Annotated in this window: 11 protein-coding genes; 2 read left to right on the top strand and 9 right to left on the bottom strand. The window is 69.3% G+C overall.

Going from position 1 to position 13,873, the window contains the following annotated elements; all coding sequences use genetic code 11:
* Positions 1–13 precede the first annotated feature (13 nt).
* The 3 genes from ahcY to VIM54_RS09470 all read right to left on the bottom strand — a co-directional run bounded on the left by ahcY (position 14) and on the right by VIM54_RS09470 (position 3,393).
* Positions 14–1,495, bottom strand: a complete 1,482-nt coding sequence (ahcY, locus tag VIM54_RS09480; RefSeq protein ID WP_331900831.1) for an adenosylhomocysteinase — start codon at positions 1,493–1,495, stop codon at positions 14–16.
* Between the two features lie 229 nt (positions 1,496–1,724).
* Complete coding sequence (locus VIM54_RS09475) at positions 1,725–3,158, bottom strand: phosphomannomutase/phosphoglucomutase (RefSeq protein WP_331900829.1); 1,434 nt, start codon at positions 3,156–3,158, stop codon at positions 1,725–1,727.
* A gap of 10 nt (positions 3,159–3,168) precedes the next feature.
* Positions 3,169–3,393, bottom strand: a complete 225-nt coding sequence (locus tag VIM54_RS09470; protein WP_331900827.1) for a DUF3499 family protein — start codon at positions 3,391–3,393, stop codon at positions 3,169–3,171.
* Positions 3,394–3,482: 89 nt separating this feature from the next.
* Here VIM54_RS09470 and VIM54_RS09465 point away from each other — a divergent pair, with 89 nt between their 5' ends.
* Positions 3,483–3,920 carry a metallopeptidase family protein gene (locus VIM54_RS09465; protein WP_331900826.1) on the top strand — a complete coding sequence of 146 codons (438 nt, stop codon included), beginning with the start codon at positions 3,483–3,485 and terminating at the stop codon, positions 3,918–3,920.
* Between the two features lie 19 nt (positions 3,921–3,939).
* Here VIM54_RS09465 and VIM54_RS09460 read toward each other — a convergent pair whose 3' ends face one another.
* The 5 genes from VIM54_RS09460 to galE form a co-directional block, all read right to left on the bottom strand.
* Positions 3,940–5,463, bottom strand: a complete 1,524-nt coding sequence (locus tag VIM54_RS09460) for a DUF5719 family protein (RefSeq protein WP_331900824.1) — start codon at positions 5,461–5,463, stop codon at positions 3,940–3,942.
* Entirely contained in the window at positions 5,456–8,326 is a 2,871-nt protein-coding gene (locus VIM54_RS09455) for a glycosyltransferase family 2 protein (protein WP_331900822.1), read from the bottom strand. The genes VIM54_RS09460 and VIM54_RS09455 overlap by 8 nt, the downstream gene beginning before the upstream one ends.
* 10 nt (positions 8,327–8,336) lie before the next feature.
* On the bottom strand, positions 8,337–9,347 hold the full coding sequence (locus VIM54_RS09450) for a GAF domain-containing protein (protein WP_331900821.1): 1,011 nt from the start codon (positions 9,345–9,347) through the stop codon (positions 8,337–8,339).
* A gap of 411 nt (positions 9,348–9,758) precedes the next feature.
* On the bottom strand, positions 9,759–10,076 hold the full coding sequence (locus tag VIM54_RS09445; RefSeq protein ID WP_331900820.1) for a WhiB family transcriptional regulator: 318 nt from the start codon (positions 10,074–10,076) through the stop codon (positions 9,759–9,761).
* Between the two features lie 180 nt (positions 10,077–10,256).
* A complete protein-coding gene (gene galE / locus VIM54_RS09440) occupies positions 10,257–11,222 on the bottom strand; it encodes a UDP-glucose 4-epimerase GalE (RefSeq protein ID WP_331900818.1) in 966 nt (321 codons plus the stop codon).
* 302 nt (positions 11,223–11,524) lie between these two features.
* Between galE and VIM54_RS09435 the strand changes: the two genes are divergently transcribed.
* Positions 11,525–12,478: a GlxA family transcriptional regulator gene (locus VIM54_RS09435; RefSeq protein ID WP_331900816.1), complete on the top strand. Its 954-nt coding sequence runs from the start codon at positions 11,525–11,527 to the stop codon at positions 12,476–12,478.
* A 109-nt stretch (positions 12,479–12,587) separates the two neighbouring features.
* On the opposite strand, the gene VIM54_RS09430 is transcribed toward VIM54_RS09435, so the two are convergent.
* Positions 12,588–13,544 carry a hypothetical protein gene (locus VIM54_RS09430; RefSeq protein WP_331900815.1) on the bottom strand — a complete coding sequence of 319 codons (957 nt, stop codon included), beginning with the start codon at positions 13,542–13,544 and terminating at the stop codon, positions 12,588–12,590.
* Between the last annotated feature and the right edge of the window lie 329 nt (positions 13,545–13,873).

Raw genomic sequence — 13,873 nt, 5'->3', positions numbered from 1 at the left:
GCGACTGCGGCGATCAGTAGCGGTAGTGGTCCACCTTGTACGGGCCGTCGACCGGCACGCCGATGTAGGCGGCCTGCTTCTCTGACAGCACGGTGAGCTTCACGCCGAGCGCGTCGAGGTGAAGGCGGGCGACCTTCTCGTCGAGGTACTTCGGCAGCACGTAGACCTTCTTCTCATAGTTCTCGCCGTGCGCGTAGAGTTCGATCTGGGCGAGCACCTGGTTGGTGAAGGAGTTGCTCATGACGAAGGACGGATGCCCGGTCGCGTTTCCGAGGTTCATCAGGCGCCCCTCGGAGAGCACCAGGATGCTGCGCCCGGTGGGCAGGCGCCACTCGTGCACCTGCGGCTTGATCTCGATCTTCTCGGTGCCGGGGAGCTTCTCGAGGCCGGCGATGTCGATCTCGTTGTCGAAGTGGCCGACGTTGGCGACGATCGCGAGGTGCTTCATGCCGAGCATGTGGTCCACGGTGAGCACGTTCTCGTTGCCGGTGCCGGTGACGAAGATGTCGACGTCGCCGACGACATCCTCGATCGTGGTCACCTGGAATCCGTCCATCGCGGCCTGCAGCGCGTTGATCGGGTCGATCTCGCTCACGATCACGCGGGCGCCCTGGCCCTTGAGGGCCTCCGCCGCGCCCTTTCCGACATCCCCGTAGCCGGCCACGAACACGACCTTGCCGCCGATCAGAACGTCGGTGGCGCGGTTGAGGCCGTCGGGCAGGGAGTGGCGGATGCCGTACTTGTTGTCGAACTTGCTCTTGGTGACCGAGTCGTTCACATTGATCGCCGCGAACTGCAACTCGCCGGCCTTGGCCAGCTCGTAGAGGCGGTGCACGCCGGTCGTGGTCTCCTCCGTGACGCCCTGGATCTCCGCGGCGATGCGGGTCCAGCGGTCCGGGGAGGCGGCGAGCGAGGCGCGAAGGGTGTCCAGGATCACGCGCCACTCGTGGCTGTCACCGTCCGCGGCATCCGGCACCGCGCGTGCGGCCTCGAACTCGCGGCCCTTGTGCACGAGGATCGTGGCGTCCCCACCGTCGTCGAGGATCATGTTCGGGCCCGCCCAGTGTTCACCTGTGGCGCTGGCTTCCGCCGACCAGTCGAAGATCTGGCTCGTGCACCACCAGTACTCCTCGAGCGTCTCGCCCTTCCAGGCGAACACGGGAACCCCGGCCGGCGCCTCCGGCGTGCCGTTCGGCCCGACGGCGACGGCGGCGGCCGCCTCGTCCTGGGTGGAGAAGATGTTGCAGCTTGCCCAGCGCACCTGCGCGCCGAGCGCGACGAGGGTCTCGATGAGCACCCCGGTCTGCACGGTCATGTGCAGCGAGCCGGCGATGCGGGCGCCGGTCAGCGGCTTGGAGTCGCCGAACTCCTCGCGCAGGGCCATCAGACCCGGCATCTCGTTTTCGGCGAGCCTGAACTGATGCCGACCCGCCTCGGCGAGGGAGAGGTCACGGACCTTGAACGGCGCGGCAATGCTGGTGGATGTGAGCGACATGCTCCCATTCTGACAGGTCCCTCTGTGCACCTCCGCTCCCGCGGCCTCCGTTCCGCTCCCGCGACCTCCGTTCCGCTCCCGCGACCCAAAACGCAGGAGTTTCAACGCCGACCGGCCCGAAACGCGCTGCCGACACTGCTTTTATGGCGAAAGTCCTGCGTTTTGGGAGGGCGCTGGAGGGAGGGCGCTGGAAGGGAGGGCGCTGGAAGGATTGCGCCGCGCTCCCCCGCTACTCCCGGATGAGCGCGAGCACGGCATCCCGCACGCGCGCCATCTCCTCGGGGGTCGCCGCCTCCACGTTGAGACGCAGCAGCGGCTCGGTGTTGGACGGGCGCACGTTAAACCACCAGAACGGCTCGTCTGCTGGCACGATCCCCGTCACGGTGAGGCCGTCGAGCTCGTCGAACTCGGCGATGCCGTTGTACGCGTCCACGATGCGGCTGTACGCCGACGGCACGTCGGTGACGGTGGAGTTGACCTCGCCGCTCGCGGAGTACGGCGTGTACTGCTTCGACAGCGCGGCGAGCGGGCCGTCGTGCGAGCCGAACTCGGCCAGGATGTGCATGGCGGCGAGCATGCCGTTGTCCGCTCCCCAGAAGTCGCGGAAGTAGTAGTGCGCGGAGTGTTCCCCACCGAAGATCGCCCCGGTCTTGGCCATCTCGTCCTTGATGAGCGAGTGCCCGACCCGCGTGCGCACGGGGATCGCCCCGGCGGCCGCGATGGTCTCCTCCACGATCCGCGAGGTGATGAGGTTGTGGATCACGAAGATGTCACCATCGGGCTGCAGCCTGCGCACCCGGGTGATCTCACGCAGCGCGACGATCGCGGCGACCGCGGACGGCGTGAAGGCGTTGCCCTCCTCGTCCACGACGAAGCAGCGGTCGGCGTCACCGTCGAAGGCCAGTCCGAGGTCGGCGCCGTGCTCGACGACGGCCTTCTGCAGGTCGACGATGTTCGCCGGCTCGAGCGGGTTCGCCTCGTGGTTGGGGAACGAGCCGTCGAGTTCAAAATAGAGCGGGATGATCTCGATCGGCAGTTTCGCGAGCCCGGCGGCCTCGCCGAGCACGGCAGGCACGGTGAGTCCGCCCATGCCGTTGCCGGCGTCCACCACGATGCGGATGGGCCGGATGCCAGAGAGGTCGACGAGGGACCGCAAGTACGCGGCGTAGTCGGCAAGCACGTCGGCAGAGCGGAAGCTTCCGGTCTCGGCGACCGCGCCGACGCCGGTGGACAGGTACTCCTGCGCGCGGTCGCGGATCGAGCGGAGGCCGGTGTCGAAGCTGATGCCCCGGGCGCCGGCCCGGGAGAACTTGATGCCGTTGTAGGTGGCCGGGTTGTGGCTCGCGGTGAACATCGCGGCCGGGGCGTTGAAGTGGCCGGAGGCGAAGTAGGACTCGTCGGTCGAGCAGAGGCCGATCGAGAGCACGTTGGCCCCGCGGGCCTGCGCTCCGCGCGCGAACGCGGCGGCGAACTCCGGCGACGAGTCGCGCATGTCGTGGCCGACCACGACATCCGTGCCGGCCGCCTCCACCTCGTCGGCGAATGCGGCACCGAGCGCCTCGACCACCTCATCCGTCAGCTGCGAGCCGACAAGGCCTCGCACGTCGTAGGCCTTGATGAATGGTGCGAGATCGATCGCGCCCGAGGAGCTGGCAGAGTTCATGCGGACAACGCTACAGGGCGGAATGCTCCGTGCGACCGAGCGAGACATGCCGCACCACCTGCCAGCCCTGCGGCACGGACAGCCGCTCGGCGTGCCTCGGGCACAGGTCGTAGCTGTGCGGCTCGGCCTGGCGGCTGAGCGGGCCGAGCACCGCCATCGAGTCGGCGTAGACGTAGGTGAGGGTGGAGACGGCGTCGTTCGTGCACGCCACTTTGCTACAGGGTCTGCCATCCATTTGCCTCAACTCTAGCCACGCGGCGGCCCTCGCCGCGGGAGCCTCGCCGCGCACGTCGGGCAGCCCGCTGCGGCGGATAGAATCGAGGGATGGCTCGCCCCAGAAGTGCAGGCGCCTCGGCGAGACCGGGCTGGCGGGATCGCCACGGTCGGGGCATGCGTTCGGCCGTGACCGGGCCGCAGCTGCCGCTGCTGCACTCCCGCGCGGACCTCTTCGACATGACGGTGGCGTCCACCGCGGAGTACCTCAAGGACATCTGGCCGGACGAGCTCGCCAGTGTGAGCTTCGAGGTGGCCGGCCTGCCGAGCGCGGTCGGGGAGGGCGGCGGCATCGACCGGTGGCATGTCATCGCCCCCGAGCGCCGCGTGATCCTCTACCGGCTGCCGATCGAGCGCCTGGCCCACCTGCACCACCACGACGACCTGCACCGCCGGATGCTCATCGAGAGTTGCGTGTTCCGCGCCGTGGCCGAACTGCTCGGCAAGGACCCGTGGGACCTCGCCCCCGAGCGCTTCCGGCACCTGTAGCGGCCGTTCGCTGCGCCGCCTACGGGTAGATGCGGATCGGAAGCGACGCGGGCGCCGAACTGCTCACCGTGTATGCGCTGACCTGCGCGTCCCCGGTGTAGCTGACCGCGAGCGACAGGGTCGAGAATCCGCTGACGGTGTATGCGGATGAGGCGACGACCGGATAGGTGACGGTCTGGCCCGCCGGGATGGTCACCGTCGCATCCGGCTGGCCCTTCGTGGCGATCTTCACAGTCGCCGACGTGCGACCTGAGTTAGCCAGGTGCAACTGGGGCGACGGGCCGGGGGCGACCTCCACCAGCGCCTTGCGGTCGAGCGTTTCGGCGGCCGCGAGCCAGGCGAAGTCGCTCTGGCCGGTCGAACCGACGGTGGACACCCGGGAGCCGGCGACGAGAGGGATGTCGGAGGTGACCGTGACGGTGTAGCTGCCGTCGGCGAGGGTGTCGAGGGGAACGTCGGTGACCAGTCCGGCCGGCACATCCACCGCTACCGCCTTGATCTCCGCCGTTCCGTTCTCCGGCACCACGCTGACGCGTGCCTTTGCGGCCTTGTCGCCCGGCACGAACAGTCGGATCACCGACCCGAGGTCGGCGAAGCCCGGCTCCCCCTGGCGCGCGACGACCGCATCCGAGTTGGCGACCACCATGCCGGGGATCACCGAAGAAACGGATGGGCCGGATGCCGCGCCCACGATGTCGACGCCGCCCGGTTCGAGGGTGCGCACCGTCGACTGCTGCAGGTTGGCGACCACCTGTCCGCCGCGGCTCTGCACGCGTACGACGGGAGAGACGGTGTTGGGGGCGAAGCCGGCGAGCGAGAAGACCCGCTGGCTGCTGGCGGGGACGACGATCCCGTCGGTTCCGGCCGCGCTGACTGCCCCGGTCTCCGAGTAGATCGTGAGCGTCACCGTGGCGGGGACCGCGCTCGGGTTGCTCAGGGTAAGGAGGGTGGTGCGCCCGGTGTCGGTCGCGCCGCCCACGAGCCAGCTGTCACTCGTGGCCTCCGTGCACTCGGCGGCCGCGAAGCCCACGAGATCCTCGGAGCTCACCGTCTGGGACTGGCCGCCCGCGAGGAGCGGTCGCGCCGCGGTCGACGAGCCGGCCGGCAGCGTGAGCACCTGCGGGGCGAGTCCTGTCGTGTTCTCGGTGGCACTGAGCGGTGCGGTCTGCGCCTTCCCAGCCGACTGCGCGAAGCGCACGGCCGGCCTGCCCACCGAGCTGGCCGCGGCGGCGGCGGCTCCGCTCTCGTCGCCGAGACGCAGAAGCGGCCCGGCACAGACCCGCTCCTGGGCCGTGGCCACGGGCGTGACGAGCACGGACGGCGGGGTCACGGTGTGCCTCGGGATCGGCAGCAGGGCGGCCGCGGCCAGCGCTATGGCCGCGACGGCCACGCCGACGGTTCCCGCGACGATACGCGCGCCGACGAGCACCGCGGCGCGTGAGCGGCCGGGCGTCTTCGAGGCCGGCAGCGGCTCCGGCAGCGGCCCAGGCAACTGGCCCGGGGCGACCTCGAGTTCGGGTTCCGGTTCCAGGTCGTCAGTCATGATCCCCCTCGTCGAAGGTTCCGGCCGGCTCGCCCAACACCGATCCGCTCACGCTCTGGCGGCGTCGCCGGCGCACCGTCGGGATGCCGAGAAGCAGGGTGAGACCGAAGACGATGCCCTGGCCGACGAGGATCCCGGCGCCGAGCTGGGTGCCGGTGTTGCCTGGCCGCGGCGGCGCGGTCCCGTCCGGCAGGGCGTAGCGCCAGAGCAGCCCGTTGGCCGTGTTGCCGACGGGGGTGAAGAGCGAGTTGCCGTCGAGCGCCTCGGCCGTGCGCCGGTGCACCGCCTGCTCGCTGTCCTCGGCCGGGGCGAGCAGCACGAATCCGATGGACAGGTCGCCCAGACTCGACGCGGCGTCGAATCCGCTTCGTGACGCGAGGTTGCCCGACAGCGTCGCCACTCGCTTCTGCTCGGCGGCCAGCCTGGTCGCCGTGGAGGCGAGCGTCGACTGGTCGTCGAGAGTCGTGCCTGAGCCGCGCTCGACGACGGCGGAGAGGGCGCCGCCGGCGAGGGGAGTCAGCACGAGGGTGCCGACGTCGGGGCGCCCGTTCGCCTGGGCGGTGACCACGGCCGGCAGGATGCGGGCGCCGGGATGCACGGTGGCCGTCGCTGCGTACAGGGAGCCGAGCAGAGGCACGACGAGCAGGGTCGAGGCCACTCCGGCGAGCACCCCGAGCGGCACCGAGACGCGGCCGAGGAAATCGAGCCCGGTCACGACGCTTCCGATGAGTCCGAGCCAGTAGAGGCTGAGCGCCGCTCCCGGCCAGATCACGATCGCCGCCCCGCCGGCCGTCGCCACGGAGATGTGCGATCCGATCACCGCGGTGGCGAAACCGAGCAGCGCCACGATCATCGACGGGATGGCCCGCCGGGAGCCGGGCACAAAGAGCGCGAGCAGCGCGATGGCGCCGATCGGCGCGAGCAGCACCGCCACGAGCACCACCGGGGCGGTGCCGGGCAGGGAGAGCGAGTGGAGCGCCGAACTCCAGCCGTGCAGGCCGGTGCCCGGCGAGGCGAGGGCGAGACGCAGGCCGGATGTCTCCGCCCCGCCGGCCGGAACGCCCGGGTCGGCGAGCAGGGCGAGCGGGTTGCCGCGGACGAACTGCTGCACGACCAGCGGGAGGAACAGGGCAGCCGCCGGCAGCGGAATCCAGATCAGCCGGTGCAGGCTCTTCGGCCGGGAGAGCACGAGCGCGAGCCAGCAGACCAGCAGTGCCGGCGCCATCGACGGCGCGGATGCCGCGGCCACCGCGAGCAGCAGGGCCGAGCCGGCCGACGCGGACCACGATCGCGACGCGGAGAGGCTGGCGAGCACGAGCCAGGGCAGAACGAGGTGCACGATCGACGCGCCGAGGTGGCCGGCGGAGAGCGACCCGAGCAGCGGCGGCGCGAGGGCGTAGAGGGCGGCGGCGAGCGCCGGCAGCCACACCCGTTCGGTGAGCCGTCGCGCGAGGAACCAGGCGCCGAGTGCCGAGAGGGGCAGCGCGAGCAGGTAGACGCCGAGGATGCCGAGGGAGGGCTGCCAGAACGTGATCGAGCCCAGCACGGCGAGCACGTAGGCGAAGGGGTCGGAGGCGCCGACGAATCCAACCCCGATCTCGCGCCAGCCGTAGCCCACGTGCGACCAGAGCTGGCCGGCGGTGTCGCTCAGGGGAAGCAGTGTGCCGCCGACGAGCGAGGAGGCGCCGAGCACCGGGCCGCTGAAGATGATTCCGACGACCGCGGCGAGAACGACAACCCAGAGGCCGCCGTGGGCGACGAACCCGGCGCGCGGGGCGGCGTGCACCACCACGGCGGTGGAGGAGGCCGCCTCTTCCCTCGCCTGCGCGCGCCGTTCGCGCACCGCGCGCCCAGGCACGCGCAGCGAGGCGATGGCCGCCCAGCCGAGCGTGCGGCTGCGAGCGAAGTTGCGCCTGGCCCGGCCGACCCCCGTCGTTCCGAACGCAACGGAGAAGGCGGCGGCGAACTCTCCGCCGACGAGCCCCGGTCGCTTGGCGAGCACCTGTCCGATCGCGCGCAGCACGGCGAGCGGCACAAGCGACACCCAGTGGAACACGAGCGAGGCGGCCGGCGCATAGACGAGGCGGCGATGCAGCTGGGCCGTGCGCGCGATGCGGGCCCGGCGCATCTCGGACACCGACGGGCGGGCGAAGGTCTCGGGGCCGCCGGCGCTCGCGACCCGGGCTCCTGACACGACCACCACGCGGTAGCCGGCGAGGCGCGCCCGCACCGAGAAGTCGAGGGCGGCGTCGATGCTCGGCAGGCCGGGGTCGAATCCGCCGAGCGCGGTCCACAGCGAGCGCCGCACGAGCATTCCGCCGGCCGCGACACCGAGCACGTCGTCCTGCACGTCGTGCTGGGCCTGGTCCAGTTCCCCCTCGACGAGGGCGAAGGAGGCGCCGAATCGCGTCATGGTCTCGCCGAACTCGGCGATCACATCCGGCTGTTCCCAGCGCATGAGCTTGGGGCCGGCGACGGCGACGGAGGGGGCGATCTCCACGGCCGCGAGGAGCTGGGCGAGCGCGTTCGGCTCCGGGGCGTTGTCGTGGGCGAGCAGCCACAGCCACTCGTCGTCCGTCGCGCCGGCCGGCGGTGCGCCGGGCCCGGCTGGCGCGAATGCGGCGGGCGCCGCCACGTGCATGGCACGGGCAACGGCCGAGCCGAAGGTGGTCTTCGATCCGACCGAGACGAGTTGGGTGGGCCCGAATTCGGCGAGGAGCTCGGCCGAGTCGTCCGTCGAACCGGCGTCGACACCGATCACATCCTCGGGCAGACGGGTCTGTCGAGCGATCCCGGCGATGGTTCGTTCGAGGTACGCCGCCCCCGAGTGGACAACGAGTATCGCGGTGACTCTCGCTTGCATCTAGTCGAGACTAAGCGTGCGAGCCACGGATCGCACGGAAGACACGCTCGGGGCTCCACAGTTCGCTCTGCACCATGAGCGCGAGCTCCCGCAGCAGCACCAGGTCGACGTCGCGCGCAGGCCGCGGCTCCGGATCGAACACACAAAGCGCGCCGATGCGTTCGCCCGATGGGGATTCGACCGGGAACCCCGCGTAGAAACGGAAGTACGGTTCGCCGTGCACGAACGGGTTGTCGCGAAACCTCTCGTCGGCGAGAGCATCGGGCACAATCATCGGCCCTGGCTCCCGAATAGCGATCGCGCAGAAAGAGCTGCTGCGCGCAATCTCCCCCGGCGCCATTCCGGCGACGGCCTTGTTCCACTGTCGATCGTGGTCGATCACCGTGAACGCCGCAGAGTGAGCGCCGAAAACGCGCTGCGCCAACCCGACGATACGGTCGAACCGTTCCTCGGGCTCGGTGTCGAGGATACCCAGCCCATCGACCGCGTGCTGACGGGCCTGTTCGAGCGCGCCGTTGTCAGGCGCGGCGGACTCACCGGCAGTGTTGTCGGGCTCAGACCACCCAGCATCGAGCGGAGCCGTCATCCGATCCGCGAGGAGTGTGGCCCAGAAGAGGTAACCGTCTGCGCTTCGGTGGCGACCCGCAACGGGACTCGGAGCGGCCGGAAAGGGAACAAAGGTCGTGCGCGGCGACTCAGCACACACCCTCGCCGTCAGTCGGTTCAGCGCCTTCGCGTGGCGATCGGCAACCGAGCCCAACGGGGTGTCGAGCACCGGAACTGACCGAATCGGGTAGATACCTACCATGAAGATCTGCGTGGTGCGGGACGAGTCCTGTTCGATAAGGTGCAGCATCCTCGACAGCCCCCGCCGCCACGAACGCAAGGAGGTGAGGCGCGCGGCCTCGCTTACGCCGAGGATCACGACGATGGCGTCGTAACGCCACAGTCTCAACCCGTCGAGTTCGCCAATCGCCACGCTGACGGTTGTCAGCGGGCTGGCGACGACGTCGACGTCCACACCCCGCCCGGTTCGGGCCGACAGCGTTCGGGCGAGCGAGCCTGGCAGGGCGAGGTCGTGACTGACAACCCCCCATCCGAACGCCGGACCGCTCCCGAAGACGAGGATGCGGTCGCTGTCGACCCCGGCGGAGTGCACATGAGGGGCATCGGTGGGTCGCGGGATGCTTCCGAATTCGCGCTCTTTTTGCGTAGCCCAGGCGCTCATCACCGGACGCAACGCCCACCGCGGGAATCCTTGCATCATTGCCCCCTCACATCACTGTAAGGACTATTGAGCGGTTCGCGTCGCCATTCTCACACCGAACTCACACCGACCGACCGGAACACCTCTGCCGACGACCTCGTCGAAGTAGCCAACGGCACTCTCACCCTTGGCCCCAGGCAGGGCTAATGCGGAATGGCGTGGTGGTTAGGCGCGCTTGCGGAGCTTGCGGCGCTCCCGCTCGGAGAGCCCGCCCCAGATGCCGAAACGCTCATCGTTCTGCAGCGCGTACTCCAGGCACTGAGCCTTGACCTCGCACGACGTGCAGATCTTCTTGGCGTCTCGCGTGGATCCGCCCTTTTCGGGGAAGAAGGCCTCCGGATCTGTCTGCGCACACAGCGAATCCGTCTGCCAGGAGAGCGGGTTCTCGTCGTCGAGTTTCCCACGGACGCCGGGAACTCCCAGTCGAACGGGGTCGACGAACCAGTCCTCAGGTACACCTCGGCGCTGTTCGTCGATCGCCATAACATATCTCCCCTCGATAATGCGCTCGGCATGCGCACCACGTTAGAAGTAATTACACTCGTGTAGTTCCCTCCCGTCAAGTCGCAAATGGTAAAGCCTCAATTCGCTGTCGAGGGTTCGCGACGCGCCGCGGCCCTCAATTGGGGGGCGCGATATATCGGGCCGTCCGAGAATCGCCTGTCAGCGGCCGTAAGCCTGGCGCGCGGCCCACGCGCTGGACACCATTTGGGTCAGCGAATGCCGCATTTTCCAGTCCAGATCCCGTGCCGCGAGGTCCCCGGCCGCCACGATTCTGGCGGGGTCCCCTGGGCGTCGCTGGCCGATCTCCGGGGTGAAATCAATGCCGGTCACCTCGGCCACCGTCGCCATGATCTCGCCCACCGACACGCCGTCCCCGCTGCCGAGGTTGTAGGCCGGCTCGAGCGGCTCGCCGGCATCCAGGCGCCGCGCTGCAGCGACGTGCGAGACCGCAAGATCGGCCACGTGGATGTAGTCGCGCACGTTGGTACCGTCCGGGGTCGGATAGTCGTTGCCGTTGATGCGCGGCGTGCGGCCGGCCACGAGCGCGTCGAACACGAGCGGGAAGAGGTTGTGCGGACTCGTGTCGGAGATGCTCTCATCCCCGGAGCCCACCACATTGAAGTACCGCAGCGACGTGTGCCGCAGCCCCTCGGCGACCGCCTGGTCGCGCAGGAGCCACTCGCCGATGAGCTTGGACTCGCCGTACGGCGACTGCGGGCTCTTCGCGGTGTCCTCGGTGACGATGTCGACATCGGGGGTTCCATACACGGCCGCGCTCGACGAGAACACGATGCGGTCCACCTTGCGGTCGCTCATGGCGGCGAGCAGGATCGCGGTTCCGGTGACGTTCTGTTCATAAGTGTGCAGCGGGCGCTGCACCGAGACACCGGCGTATTTGAAACCGGCGACGTGGATCACACCGGTCACCTCGTGCTCGTCGATCGTGTCGACGATGCGGGCGCCATCCAGAATCGATGCCTGCACGAACGCAACCCCCCGGGGCACGAAACTCTTGTGCCCACTGGAGAGGTCATCGAGCACCACCGCCCGAAGACCGGCGTCGAGTAGCGCCCGAACAACATGTGCACCGATATAGCCGGCGCCGCCGGTCACAAGCCAAGTCATGATCTACAGGGTAGTACCGGGCGTCGACCGCCCGGCGTCGTTCAGTACCGGCGTCGTTCAGTGGCGCGACCGTTCAGTGGCGGGGCCGTTCAGTACCGGCGTTGTTCAGTGGCGCGGCCGGGTGGGCTGGCGGCGGTAGCCGTCGTGGCGGAGGGCGACGAGGGACCCGGCGATCGCCCAGACGGCGAGGCCCGTGATGATGAGTGCGAAAGTGATCATGGCAGTAAATCTAGGACTTGCGAGTATCCGCCACGAGTGGCAGCATTGCCAGCAATCGTACATATCCAGCCAAAGGTGTGGTCATGCTCAACAAGGTCGTTCTGCTCGCGCTGCCGGGGGTCGCCCCGTTCGAGTTCGGCGTGGTCTGCGAGGTGTTCGGCATCGACCGCAGCGACAGCGGCGGGCCGGCGTTCGATTTCACTATCGCGACCGCCGCCCCTGGCCCGGTGCGCACCAGCCTCGGTTTCGACATGATGATCGAACACGACCTGGCCGCGGCATCCGATGCGGATCTCATCGCCGTCCCCGCGCACGCGCTCGACACCGTGGACGAGGCGTACCTCGAGGTGATCCGGGCCGCCGAGGCGCGCGGAGCATGGGTGCTGAGCGTGTGCAGCGGGGCGTTCGCGCTCGCCCAGGCCGGCATCCTCGACGGGCGTCGCAGCACCACGCACTGGATGCACGCCGACCGGCTCGCGGCAACCTTCCCCGGCACGACGGTCGACCCGGACGTGCTGTTCGTGGAGGACCGCAAGGTCGTGACGAGCGCCGGAACCGCCGCGGGCATCGACGCCGCCCTGCACATCGTGCGCAAGGAGCTCGGAGCCTCGGTGGCGAACGTGATCGCCCGGCGGATGGTGGTGCCGCCTCAGCGGGACGGCGGGCAGTCCCAGTACATCGACTTCCCGATCACCGAGCGCTGCGCCGACTCCTTCGCCGAGGTGGCGGAGTGGATGCTGAAGAACCTCGCCGAGGACCTCACGATCGACCAGCTGGCCCGCAAGTCCCTCATGTCCCCGCGCACGTTCGCGCGCCGCTTCCGGGCCGACATGGGAACCACGCCGGCCGCGTGGCTCAACCGGCAGCGCATCCTCCGCGCCCAAAACCTGCTCGAGACCAGCGGCCGGAGCCTCGAGTCGATCGCCGCCGAGAGCGGTTTCGGCACGGCGGCGGTCATGCGTCACCACTTCGTGAAGGTGCTGCAGACCACGCCGACCGCCTATCGGCGCACCTTCGGCGAGCGCCTCGCCGGCTGAGCCGCCGGGCCTCCCCGTTCCCCGTCCCCGTCCCCGTTCCCCGTCCCCGTTCCCCGTCCCCGTCCCCCGAAAACGCAGGAGATTCGCGTCCCGAGTGTCACATCCCGGGTCATCGCGGCAGTTGCGGCTCAGAACTCCTGCGTTTTCGGGATGCACGGGGCCGATACGGATGCTGCGCGCGACGCGCCGTGAGTTCGAGGTCATCGGCCACCGTGCGTCGGATTGCCGCGAGAACTCGAGGGAGGTCACGGTACAGCTGCCGGTAGGTGTACCGGAGCACGCGGCCGCCGTCGATCGCCACCGTCGTGTCGCGGTCGTGGTCGCCCTCGAATGAGCTTTCCGTGTCTCCGATCCACGATGGATCATGTTGGGCCCCGTCGACCTCCACAAAAGTGTGCGGGCCGACCCGGAAATCGATGTGCCCGACTCCGCGGACGACAAACTGCTGCTCGAACCACATCCGTGCCTCGACGAAGGCCAACCGGAGAAGGGTCTCGCCGTGGGAGTCGTCCAGGTCGCTCACCAACTCCAGCCACGGCCAGACGCGTTCGGGTGCTCTCCGAAAGACTGCCGCCATTCGATCCGCACTCCAGCCCAGGCGCCGCAGGACCGCGCTGCAACATGCGATGGCCACGAAGCGGGACTCATCGCTCAGAACGGCCACGAGCGCATCCTCGACCGAAACCCTCCAGACCGAGCCACCTTGCCCGCGGCGATCGGTCCAGTGCACGCGGACACCGGCGTTCGGCAGGCGAGTGCGCTTGTCATCCGCCGACCGCAGCCGGCTCGACGTCTCCACCACCGTGACGTGGAGTTCGCGGCGGCGGGGGACCGGCAGCCCGTAACTCTCCAGCGCCGAAACCGACGTGAGCCGGCCCCCTACCCGCACGGCTCGAATTCCCGCCTCCGGCGCGTCCGGTACGGAATACCAGCCGTGCCGCACCCGAAAGATCCGTTTGCTGGCAAGTGCCGCGGCGATCCCATCGTCCGAGTAGCCCATCGCGAGCAGGTCCCTCCGTCGGAGAAAGAATCCCGAACGCCTGATCACCGCTTCAATGCTCTGCATTGCTGAAGGGTTCCCGCATCCACGACAACGGCGACCGGAACGCCGACATGCGGGGACAGTCGCCTCGCCTGGGCTCCTGATGGGGAGGGGATTCCGCTCCGTGCCGGCAGCGCCCCTCCCTCCCTGAAAACGCAGGAGATTCGATGCCGACCATCGGCAATCAGCGCCTCGCGGGGCGCAATCGGCCAATATCTCCTGCGTTTTCGGACAGGGGTCGCAGCGAGGCGGCGGAAGAGCACCGGGAACGAAACCGGATGCCGCGGTACCCCACCCGAAAACGCAGGAGATTCGCGCGCCACAGCGGTATTACCCGCCGAACTGACCAGTTG

This window comes from Lacisediminihabitans sp. (assembly GCF_036569425.1).
Classification (GTDB): domain Bacteria; phylum Actinomycetota; class Actinomycetes; order Actinomycetales; family Microbacteriaceae; genus Lacisediminihabitans.
This window is presented reverse-complemented; position numbering and strand designations above follow the sequence as displayed.